General features: G+C 52.0%; 4 protein-coding genes. All 4 read left to right on the top strand.

The genetic code is table 11. The features are described from left to right. Positions 1–152 precede the first annotated feature (152 nt). The 4 genes from V8F51_RS07685 (at position 153) to V8F51_RS07670 (ending at position 12,376) form a co-directional block, all read left to right on the top strand. Positions 153–1,007, top strand: coding sequence for an ABC transporter permease (locus tag V8F51_RS07685; protein ID WP_337099833.1), 855 nt, complete (start codon positions 153–155; stop codon positions 1,005–1,007). Positions 1,008–1,023: 16 nt separating this feature from the next. Then, positions 1,024–1,902, top strand: coding sequence for a carbohydrate ABC transporter permease (locus tag V8F51_RS07680; protein ID WP_337099586.1), 879 nt, complete (start codon positions 1,024–1,026; stop codon positions 1,900–1,902). A gap of 125 nt (positions 1,903–2,027) precedes the next feature. Beyond that, positions 2,028–3,761: an extracellular solute-binding protein gene (locus V8F51_RS07675; RefSeq protein WP_337099585.1), complete on the top strand. Its 1,734-nt coding sequence runs from the start codon at positions 2,028–2,030 to the stop codon at positions 3,759–3,761. Positions 3,762–3,910: 149 nt separating this feature from the next. Continuing rightward, positions 3,911–12,376, top strand: a complete 8,466-nt coding sequence (locus tag V8F51_RS07670; RefSeq protein WP_337099584.1) for a carbohydrate binding domain-containing protein — start codon at positions 3,911–3,913, stop codon at positions 12,374–12,376. Positions 12,377–12,537: the final 161 nt, after the last annotated feature.

Genomic DNA, 12,537 nt, shown 5'->3' with positions numbered 1-12,537 from the left:
AGCTGATAAAACACAAATCAATTTTTGTTTGGAAAGGGGCAACAGGAGTGGATAGCGCATTAAACAAACCGCTGCCGCAAGCAGAGAAACAACCGCAGAAGCGGGAGAACAAAGGTAGAGAGAAAATAAGACTCACTTGGCCCTTGCATCTGATGCTGCTGCCGGCAGTTATCGTAACGTTCATCTTCGCTTACGTACCGATGAGCGGTCTTATCATGGCATTTCAGGATTTTAAGCCGTATGACGGCATTTCCGGATCGAAGTTCGTTGGCCTAGAGCACTTCAGGTTTATGTTCGAATATCCGGACAGTAAGCAGGTTATATGGAACACGCTTATTATTTCAGGATTAAAAATCGTATTCGGTCTCATTGTACCGTTCACATTCGCAATATTGCTTAACGAGGTTCGCAAAATGCTGTTCAAGCGCGTTGTACAAACGCTTGTCTATCTGCCTCACTTTATTTCTTGGGTTATTCTCGGCGCGATATTGACCGATATGCTCGGCAACAAAGGTATCGTTAATCAGACGCTGAATGCGATCGGCTTGTCCAACGTATTCTGGCTTGGCGACGGGGATTGGTTCCGATTCACGGTCGTTGTCAGCGATATTTGGCAAAACTTCGGCTTCAACACGATTGTCTTCCTGGCTGCGCTGTCCGGCGTTAATCCGTCTTTGTACGAAGCGGCGGAAGTCGACGGCGCAACGCGCTGGAAGCAGACGATTCATATCACGATCCCGTCGATGATTCCGATTGCGGTCGTTGTCGGCACGCTGTCGCTGGGCAACATCCTGAACGGCGGATTCGACCAAATCTTCAACCTTTATAATGCGCTTGTCTATGACAAAGGGGACATCATCGATACGTTCGTATACCGTACAGCAATCCTCAACGGTCAATACAGCTTTGGTACAGCGGTCGGATTGTTCAAATCGATTATCGGCTTAATCATGATCGTATTCTCTTACCGGATGGCGTACAAATTCGCCGGTTATCGAATTTTCTAATAAAGGATGAGATTTCATGTATCATAAAACAGCAGGCTACAAAACGTTTTCTGTATTCAACTACGTACTGCTCGCGATTATCTGCATTACTTGCGTCATACCGCTCATTCATATTCTCGCCGTCAGCTTCAGCGCAAGCTCGCCGGCGAACGCGAATCTAGTCAAGCTTTGGCCGATCGGCTTCAATCTCGACGCTTACTCGAAGACGTTGAATAATGCGAACTTCTTCAATGCGCTTAAGGTCGGCTTATGGCGTACTGTGCTTGGTACCTTGGTCGGTATGAGCCTTATGATTCTTGCCGGCTACTCCTTGTCCAAGGACAATCGCGTTTTCCGCAGCCGGTCGATCTATACGTGGTTCTTCTTGTTCACGATGCTGTTCAGCGGCGGTATCGTACCGGGCTACATGCTGATCCGCAACTTGGATCTGATGAATTCGATCTGGGCGCTGGTCTTGCCAGGCGCGATCAATGTATTCAATATGGTATTGTTAATGAACTTCTTCCGTGCTGTTCCGAAGGAGCTGGAGGAGGCGGCAACGATCGACGGCGCAGGCCAGTTCCGGACGCTGTGGAGTGTCTTCCTTCCGATTTCCATGCCAGCCTTAGCGACGATCTCGTTGTTCACGATGGTGACACACTGGAACTCTTGGTTTGATGGTTTGTTGTATATTACAGATTATAGAAAATATCCGCTATCAACATTTTTGCAAACGATAATTGTACAACAAGATTTCAATAAAATTAATCCGGATATCAATGAGCTCAAAAACATTTCTCAGCGTACGGTAAAGTCGGCTCAAATTTTCATAGGGACGCTCCCGATCCTACTTGTTTATCCATTTTTACAGCGTTATTTCGTGAAAGGCATCATTTTGGGAGCGGTTAAAGAATAGGCGACAAAATGGCATCGATAACAAAATAATGGTCTTTCGAAGTGATTAATATGGCATTATAGTTAAATTATAGCGATATGAAATATCGTTAAAAATAACATAATATTACTTATGGGGGTAGAGCAATGAAAAAGTGGTTGTCTGTACTATTAATTCTTACTTTTATGCTGGCGATTGCGGCATGCTCGGGTAACAACAACGGCAACAACACGAATACGGGAACGAACGGCGGTAAAGCAAGCGACAAGCCGAAAGAAACCGAAGCGGCAGCAGAGGAGAACTTTAAGGACGGTAAATACACGACTACTATTACGCTGTCGACGGTTTGGGGACTTAACCAAAACGGTTCGGTCTTCAAAGAAGGCGAATCGATCGAAGATAACGTTCATACACGCCTTATCAAAGAACGTCTTGGCATTGACATTAAGTATGATTGGGTTGTAACGAACACGAATGACGCTTACAAAACAAAGCTTCGCCTGATGCTCTCCTCCGGTGAGAAAATGCCGGATGTCGTTGTATACCGCGGCGACCTTGAGACGGTCAACATGCTGATCGACTCCAACCAATTCATGCCGGTTGGCGATCTTGTGGACAAATACGCGAACGAAACATACAAAGCTGGTCTTGAGCTCGATCCGACGATCTGGCTGCCAATCAGCCGTGATGGCGAGAAAATGGCATTGCCGATTCTCGACTATGCTTACAACGGTGACCATGTCATGTGGGTTCGCCAAGACTGGCTCGATAAGCTAGGTCTGAAAGCGCCTACGACGATTGCTGAATTGGAAACGGTTATGGACGCATTCACGAACCAAGATCCAGACGGCGACGGACAGAAAAATACGATCGGTCTGGCAACAGGCTTCAAGAACGGCTTCGCGAACTGGATGACGGACATCGGCTTCGTGTTCGGCGCTTACGGTTCCGTGCCTGGACAATGGAACCTGACTGCAGACGGCACTTTGGAGCACGGTTCGGTTAACCCTGCAACGAAAAACGCGCTTTCCAAGTTGAATGAATGGATGAACAAAGGCTACATCTCGAAAGACTCGGCATTGTTCGACGAAACGAAAGGTTCCGAGCTGTTCACGAAGGGCGAAGCGGGCATTATCTTTGGACCTAACTGGCTGCCGGCATGGCCTTTCCCGGATCTGAAAAACAATGTTCCAGGCTCTTCGTACAAAGCATACGGCGTACCTGCAGGTCCAGACGGCACGATCGGTTCGCAAGGCGGCAACCCGCCGGCTAACGGTTACATTTTCATCAACAAAGATTCGAAAAATCCGGAAGCGATTCTTCACTACTACAACTGGTTCTTCGATAACCTTGCTAACCCGCAACCCGGCAGCGAATTCGAGAAAGGTTTCGCGGAAGGTTATGACTATGCGACTCTTCCAGACGGATCGATCACAGCGGATATTGCCAAATACCCTGATCTGTTCCCTGGCTTGAAAGACCAAACGGCACCGCCGCTTTACTACACGCTGACTTATGAAGGCGCACGTATCCCTACGTTGTATGCTGATACACATGTCAAGCTTGCTGGCGGCGCAGAGCCAGTAACGCCTTACGAGAAACAAGAATTCAATACTCGTCTGAAAGAAAATACAGACGCAATGAAAGTAGTTATGGACCAGGTATCGATTCGTAAGAAAAACTACTACATGGGTCCATTGACAGAAACGATGCAAAGCAAAAATGAGCTTCTGAACAAGCTGCTCAACGAAACGTACAGCAAAATCATTTACGGTCAACAACCAATCGACTCGTTCGACGAAATGGTCGAAAACTGGAAGAAATCCGGCGGGGAGCAAATTACGAAGGAAGTTAACGACTGGTACAACAGCGTTAAGTAATATTGCCTCCTAGAACTTACACCTAGAGCATGAACGTCACACATCAGCCTGTTACCTGCAGTGTCATTATCGAACTGTAAGAGCAGGCTGATTTTTTATGCCCAATTACGGCCTAATCGATGGATTTGAACGAGAAAGGAAGGAAAGTAATGACGAAAAAACTGATTTCGCTGGCACTTGTTTTCCTAATGCTTGCGTCATATATTCCTGCAGTATCCGCACAGTCCGCAAGCAACGGGGAATCGGCGCATTGGGGTGAGGCGCTTCTAACCAAGTGGGTAGACAAAGGGCTGTTAACCGGGTACCCCGACGGCAGCTTGCAGCCGGATCGCAGCGTATCGCGGGCGGAGTTCGCCAAGCTGATTCAAGTCGTGTTCGGGTTGAAGGGAAGCGGGAAACTGCCGTTTGGCGATGTGCCAAAGAAAGCATGGTACTACAGCAGCGTTGCATCCGTGTGGAAGGCAGGGGCCATCAATGGTTACCCGAGCGGATTATTTAAGCCGGATGCTCCGTTGACGCGACAGGATGCGGCGATGGTAGCTGCACCGTTGTTCAAGCTGCCTGAAGCTGCAGCTGGAGGTTTGGCCGGATTTAAAGATAACGACAAAGTAAGCGCTTACGCGATAGCTTCGCTTGAGAAGATGATAGCCGGAGGGTATATGAAAGGATATCCGGACGGCAATTTGCGGCCGCTGCGTCCGATTACGAGAGCAGAGATTGTAGCCGTACTGGATCGGCTTGCCACGGCTATTATTAATGAGGCAGGCACAGTGGATCGTTTTGATTCTACTGGCAATGCGGTTGTAAATACGGATGGCGTTATGTTATCCGGCGGAACGATTGCGGAAGATCTCTTCTTGTCCGCGGGTATTGGCGAAGGAAGCGCCTATTTGAAGGAGATGACGGTGAAAGGCACGGTATATGTAAATGGCGGCGGAATCAACAGTATTCATTTTACGAATTCGTTGGTAGGTTCGATCATTATTCATAAGCCGGATGGTCCGGTTCGTGTCGTAATCGACGGGCAATCCTCAATTGAGCACGTTGCTGTACAAACAGGTGCGAAGGTGGAGGTCGGAAAAGGCTCGACGATCTCGGAGCTTACGATTGGGGAAGAAGCATCCGATACGGAGCTAACGATTGATGGATCTGTTGAACATATAGACAATAACGGCGACAATACGGAGCTTAATGGCGCCCCGTTAAATAAAGGTGAAGAGGCTTCCGTTAAGGATGGTGTCGTAACGAAAGGCAGCGATCAAGGAAACGGCACTGGCGGCGGGGGAGGAACAGGCGGCGAGCAGCCGGAACAATGGGAGCTCGTGTGGAATGACGAATTCGACGGCACAGGTGGCAATGTCGATACGAATGGCGTCAATCTCGACAAATGGGCTTATCAGAACGGTACGGGTTCGGATTATGGTCTAGACGGTTGGGGCAATAATGAGCAGCAGTATTACCGTCCGGAGAACATTGAAGTGGAGGACGGCAAGCTGACGATTACAGCGGACGATGATGGTTACGGCGGCAAGCCATACACGTCGGGCAGGCTGTTCACGTCTCCGACGTTCACGAAGACATACGGCAAATTCGAAGCGAGCATCAAGATGCCGGTAGGCGAAGGCATATGGCCAGCGTTCTGGATGATGCCGCAGGATAGCGAGTACGGCGTATGGGCTTCATCGGGCGAGCTTGACATTATGGAAGCAAGAGGCAGACTGCCGGAGGAAGTGGGAGGTACGATTCACTACGGCCGCAATTGGCCGAACAACAAGTCCACCGGCGATGAATATCATTTCCCGGAAGGCGAAGACATTACGGGGTACCATACGTATGGCGTCGAGTGGGAACCGGGCGAGATCCGTTGGTACGTTGACGGCAAACTGTATCAGAAGCTGAACAACTGGGACAGCATCGGCGCGGATCAGCCGGCCAAGTATGCGTACCCTGCGCCGTTCGACAAGCCGTTCTATATGATCTTGAACTTGGCGGTAGGCGGTAATTACGACGGAGGACGAACGCCTGACCCGTCTCTGCTTCCGGCCAAGATGGAGGTCGATTACGTGCGCGTATACGAACTGACGGGCAGGCCTTACAAGCAACCGGTCGAGCCGACGTTCGAAGCCGAGCCGTATCCGGCTACATACAAGGAGCCGGTGAACGGCAACTTCATATACGATACGGCGTTTAACCAGCCGTTCACGACAATTGCCGAGCCGAATGTGACGCTGAACGAGCAGTATTGGAATTTTGCCCATATTAGCACGTTCCTCGGTAACGGCTCGATCTCCGTCGATCCGATTGACGGTGTCAGGTACGCGAAGGCAGCCATAACTTCTGGAGGCAATGCGGCTCATGCCGTCCAGTTGATCCAGAATGTTACCTTGGGCAAAGGCAGATGGTATAAGCTGTCGTTCGACGCGAAGTCGGACGCGAACCGGACGATGACCGTCAAGTTCGGCGGCGGGGAAAGCCGAGGATGGACGACGTATTCCGATACGCTGGAAGCGAGATTGTCCGGCAGTCTGCAGTCCTATGAGATGACGTTCCAAATGGGAGCGGGTACCGACCCGCTCGCGCGACTCGAGTTCAACATGGGTCTAAGCACGAATCCGATCTGGCTTGGCAATGTGAAGGTGGAAGAAACGACAGCACCGGATCCTTACAATGAAACTTCGCCGAAAGAGCCATTGGGTGGCAACCATGTGTATAACGGCAGCTTCGATCTCGGCCGGTTGGATCGGATGACGTATTGGAGCTTGAAATCGGCATCAGGCGCGAATGCTTCTGCGTCGGTTAATCCGAGCGCAAGAGAGCTTCTCGTTGATGTGAAGACCAAAGGGAATGCGCCTGGCGCAGTCGAGCTGACGCAGCCAGGCATGAACTTGATTAAGGATAATGATTACAAAATCAGTTTCAAAGCACGCGGGACAGCCGCAAGGAATATAAGCTTAGCTGTTCGGAGTGCGGATGGTACGAATTATGCAGCTCCACAATCCGTTTCGCTTACGACATCGATGGATACGCATGAAGTGATGTTCACGATGGCGAATGATACGGATGTGGCTGGGGTGCTCGCATTCCAGCTTGGCGGCGAGCAAGCCGATGTGTACATCGATGACGTATCAATGTTAAGACTGACGAACAATAATGCGGGCGAGCTGTCGCTCAATGACCAGTTCCCGGTGAAGAACGGCGACTTCTCGAACGGCACGGCGGGCTGGGCGGAGCATGTGCAGGGGCGTTACGACGGATACGGCTCGAATGCAGCTTTCTCGGCTGCGGCTGGGGCAATGAAGATGGCTGTGACGAACGAAGGTACGGAGCCATGGCATGTCATGCTGATGCAGACCGACTTCGAGCTGTTCAAGGATCAGACGTATACCGTATCGGTTGATGCGAGAGCGTCGGTGAACCGTGAGATCGAGATCGTCATTGACGAGAGCAACGGCAACCGTCTGTTGTCGGAGAAGGTGCAATTGACGGGCGAAATGCAGACGTTCACGTTCGATATGGTTATCGGTCTGAACACAACGGCATCCCTCAAACTGCTTCTCGGCAAGCTGCTGGGGGCAGCGGCGATAGGAGCGCACGATATTTATTTCGATAATGTGAGAGTCGAGCTGAAGGATGCGCGGAGCAAGGCGTTCCTCTTGCAGAACGGCTACTTCGATGAGGAGTTGACGGGCTGGACTGCTCATATTCAAGGCGAATATGACGGACCATCAAGCGCCGTGGTTACGGCCGACGACGATGCACTGAAAGTAAGCATTGCGCATTCGGGCATCAACGCGTGGGATGTTCTCGTTCAGCAGCTCTCCATGGCATTTGCCAAAGGCAAAACTTATATCTTGTCGTTCGATGCGCGCTCGACCGTGCCGCGTACAATTGAAGCGATTGTCGAGAACGGTACTTATTTCCGTTATTTCGAGACGGATGTAGAGCTTGACGAAATAACGAAGTCGTTCAGCTACGAATTCACGATGGCCGAGGAAGACATTGCCGGCCTGAAGTTCCTGCTTGGGAATCAAGACGGGGCACCGTCTCCCGATGCCGACCATCAAATTCTGATCGATAATGTGCGGCTTGAACTTAAGGGTGCGAAGGAAGCGACCGGCGAGAAGGTCAGATCGGGCAACGATATCAGATTGCCCGCTGCTCCGATTCTAACGCCAGATGCCGCTAACAACGCGATAGGCGAAGAGGTTGAGCTGACATTCGCCAGCAATGCAACTTGGGAAGCGGCTGTTCGCACGGTGACGATTGACGGCGTGGCTGTGGCAGCTGGTGATTATACGCTGGAGCCGGGCAAGCTGATAATCGATGCCGGCAAGTTCACTGCCGCGAAGACGTATGTGATAGCGATTCGGGCAACCGGCTTCGAGCCGGCCGAAGTACGGCAGGAGATGCAGGCTGAGCTCATGTGGAGCTTAACCTGGTCGGATGAATTCAACGGATCGGGCGACAATCTCGATACGAATGGCGTCGATCTGAGCAAATGGGCTTACCAGGAAGGCAACGGCGCAGAATACGGCGTTCCGTCATGGGGCAACAACGAGGAGCAGTACTATCGCAAGCAAAATATTAGCGTAGCCGACGGAATGTTGTCGATCGAGGCGAAGAAAGAAAGCGTCGGCGGCAAAAGTTATACGTCCGGCAGGCTTTGGACGTCGCCGACATTCAGCCAAACGTACGGCAAGTTCGAGGCGCGCATCAAGATGCCGGTAGGGCAAGGGATATGGCCGGCCTTCTGGCTGATGCCGAAGGATCAGGAATACGGCGGCTGGGCATCCTCCGGCGAGATTGACATTATGGAAGCGAGAGGCAGGCTGCCGGGCGAGGTGGACGGTACGATCCACTACGGCAAAGGCGCTCCGAACAATAAAGCGACGGGCGCGAAATACGAGTTTCCCGCAGGAGAGAGCATTGCCGAATTCCATACGTACTCCGTGGAGTGGGAGCCTGGCGTAATTCGCTGGTACGTAGACGGAAATCTGTTCCAGGAAATTAATGATTGGCATAGCTGGGGAGTGGATCAGCCGGAGAAATACGCGTTCCCTGCTCCTTTCGACAAAGAGTTCTACATCATTCTGAACCTAGCTCTCGGCGGCAATTACGACGGCCAGCGAGCGCCCGACGATTCGAAGCTTCCTGCGAAGATGGAGGTCGATTACGTCAGAGCTTACGAGCTGACGGGGCGTCCATACCAGCAGCCGGTCGAGCCGCTGCTGGTGAAGGAGACGTTCCCGCAAGGCGGCAAGCCGGCGGTCGGCGGCAATCTGGTCTTTGACGCCGATTATGCGCACGGCATCAAGGATGTTAACGCGGCGTCTCCGGCGATGGATCCGCAATATTGGAACTTCGTCCACGGCGCCGACTTCGGCGGAGCCGGAACAGCGACGGTGGAGTCGATCGGCGGCGTTCCGTACGCGAAGCTCGATGTGACCAATGGCGGCAACGCGCTGCACGCTTTGCAGTTCATTCAGTATGTGACGCTCGTCAAAGGCCATGCGTATAAGCTTAGCTTCGACGCGAAGTCTGCCGCGGCTCGCAGTATCGCGCTCAAGCTGGGGGGAGACGAGGACAACGGCTGGGCCGCATACTCGGACAGCTTCGAGGCAGCGTTGAAACCAGAGGCAGGACACTATGAATACCGCTTCCTGATGACGGCGAATACGGATAAGACAGCAAGGCTTGAGATTAATATGGGCTCGAATGTAAGCGATGTTTGGATTGGCGGCGTGAAGCTGGAAGAGATCGAGGTGCTGAACGATCCGAACGGCCCGAAATCTCCGCTCGGAAGCGGCAACCATGTGTATAACGGGGGCTTTGACCTTGGCGCAATGGATCGGATGGTCTATTGGAATTCAGTAATTGGCGAGTCGGCGGATGCGTTATTATCCGTTGATCCTGTCGAGCGTCAATTGTCGGCCGTCATCGAAAACGGTGGTTCGGATGCTGCGCAGATCAAGTTGATTCAGCAAGGAATCAATCTGCTGCAACAAGATGAATATAAGCTGACCTTCGACGGTTCTGCAGAAGCGCCGCGTACGATCGGAATTGCTTTCGTCAGCAAGAACGGCAGCGTGACTTATTCCGGTCCGCATACGATTGAGCTGGATACGGTAAGCGACTCGCATTCGGTAAGCTTCACCATGCCTGCCGGCATCACCGACGAAGAGGCTCAGCTCGTCTTTCTGCTCGGCGGCGAGGATGCGGACGTAAGGCTGGATAATGTAAAGCTGCTAAGGCTTACGAACTTAAATGTCGATTTTACAGGCATTGATCTGTTCCCGCTGAAGAACGGCGACTTTGCTTTCGGAATTGACGGCTGGGAGCCATTCGTGCAAGGCGGCAACGCGCAATTCAGCGCAACGGACGGCGCGGCGAAAGTTGCGGTGGCAAGCCGCGGCAACGAGGCTTGGAATGTCATGCTTAACCAATCGGGACTGCAATTATCCAAAGGCATGACATACACGCTGTCCTTTGACGCTAGCTCGACCGCCGCCCGGGATATCGAAGTCGCATTGGAGAATGCGGGTTATACGAGACGCTTCTACTCCGGCCCGTTAATGATAGGTCCGAGTATGCAGCACTTCTCGTTCACGTTCCGAATGACGACGGATGATTCGCTTGCGCTGAAGTTCCTGCTCGGCAAAACCATACAAAGCCCAGACGGAGCTCATGACATCTTCATCGACAACGTCGTGCTTGAAGTACAAGGAGCGCCGGTCTTGAGACCGCCAACGCTTGCTGCGGACGCAACGAATAATCGCGTAGGCCAGCCGGTGGATATTCGATTCGCGGCTAACGAGACGTGGAGAGAGGCGATAACATCCATCGATGTAGACGGCGAGATTCTTGATCCGGAACAATATGAGGTAGAATCAAGCAGCATCATGATAGGTTCGGATGTGTTCGCTGACGATAAGCTTTATGCGATCGTCATCAAGGCGGCCGGTTATGGCGATGCCGCGGTCAGTCAGCAGCTAATGCCGGGCGACGGCAATCTGGTATTGAACGGCGATTTGTCGAGCGGCTTTGCTTCTTGGGAAAATTGGGTCGGCGAGGGAGGCGTGGCCGACCTGACGGCCCACAACGAAACCGCCAAGATCGACGTCCACTATCCGGGCAATGCCAGTTGGGCTATCCAGCTTATGCAAAGCGGCATCGTGCTGCAAGCAGGCAAAGCCTATGAGCTGAGCTTCAACGCTTGGTCGACGGCGAACCGCCCCATTGAGCTCGAGCTTACCGGCTCCAACAACAATCAGAAGATTAGCTTCAATATTACAAGCGATTCTAATGCTGTATACAAGAGAAGCTTATTGCCCGGCGCTAATGTAAACCTAACGCTGAAATATTTGCTCGGTAACGTAACGAATGGAGGTGGAACGACACCTGTGCCGCCGCATACGATCTACATCGATAACGTATCGATCACGGAAGTGACGCCGGGTCCTGCATTAACGACGGATACGACGGACAACAAGGTCGGGCAGCCGATTGTCGTCACCTTCGCCGATAATACGGCATGGCGAGCAGCGGTAACGGGCGTTACCGTTGACGGTATCGCTGTCGCGGCGGAACATTATTCGCTGACTGAAGGTCAGCTTACTCTGAACGCGAGCTTGTTCCCGTCGATCAAGACGTACACGATTGCTATAGAAGCGCTTGGTTACGGGGCGGTCATGGCTGAGCAACGCGTATTTACAGCTGCGAACAACATTGCGCTTAACAAGTTAGCGTCATCGTCACTATCTAACGCGGCGATGCCGGCTAGAAACGCATTCGACGGGACGCTCGGAACCAGATGGGAATCTGCCTTCGACGATAACAGCTGGGTAGCGGTCGATCTTGGTGCGATCTATTCATTGGATAACGTTGTCTTAGCCTGGGAGGGGGCATATGCCGCATCCTACAAACTTCAAGTGTCGAGTGCAGCGGTTCCAGTGGAAGCAGACTGGACCGACGTCCATGTCAATCCGAACGGAACAGGCGGCACAGAGAACATTCCGCTGGCCGTAGAGGAAGCTCGCCATATTCGTATGCTTGGCGTAGACAGAGCGACTCCATGGGGCTACTCTCTGCATGAATTTGAAGTGTACGGCCATTGGATACGGGATGTTGAAGGCGGAAGCGGGCCGGGCACCGACCCGGGTCCGGGTACCGATCCAGCGGGCACGAACTTCGCCCTGGATAAAGACGTTACCGCCTCGAGTATCGGCGAAGGCTTCACTGCCGACCTGTTGACCGACGGCGACCTGGGAACGCGTTGGTCGGCCGACTGGGCCGCCAATCAAGAAGGGGCGATGCGCCCGGAATGGGTGTATGTCGATCTTGGTCAGTTGCGGACTATTGAAAAGTTTGTGCTTGCTTGGGAGACTGCGTACGGCAAAGCCTTTGAGATTGCGGTGGCGCAGGAAGGCGACGATTTATCTGCTGACAGCGAGGACTGGGTAGTCGTCCATGCCGATAATCGCAATCTTGGCGCAGATGAGCTGACGGAAACGATTGAGCTGGATGAGAGCGTGCAAGGTCGTTTTGTACGGTTGTATATGACGGAGAGAGGTTTCCAAATCTATGGTCCATCGTTAATCGAGCTGGAGATTTATTAGAATGAACGGGTGACAAAATAGCCGGAGCGGCTGGAGCTCCGGCTATTTTTGTCGTCTCAATAGAAGCGTAATGGAGTAAGTAAACGTTCTATTGGTTGATAATATGGAATGACAATCTATTTATGACGGTTAATGATGATTTAATGAACATAATAAATTAT

It is taken from the genome of Paenibacillus sp. YIM B09110 (assembly GCF_037167145.1).
In the GTDB taxonomy this organism is placed as follows: Bacteria; Bacillota; Bacilli; order Paenibacillales; family Paenibacillaceae; genus Pristimantibacillus.
The sequence above is the reverse complement of the archived record's forward strand: the minus strand, read 5'-3'. Positions and strand labels throughout refer to the sequence as shown.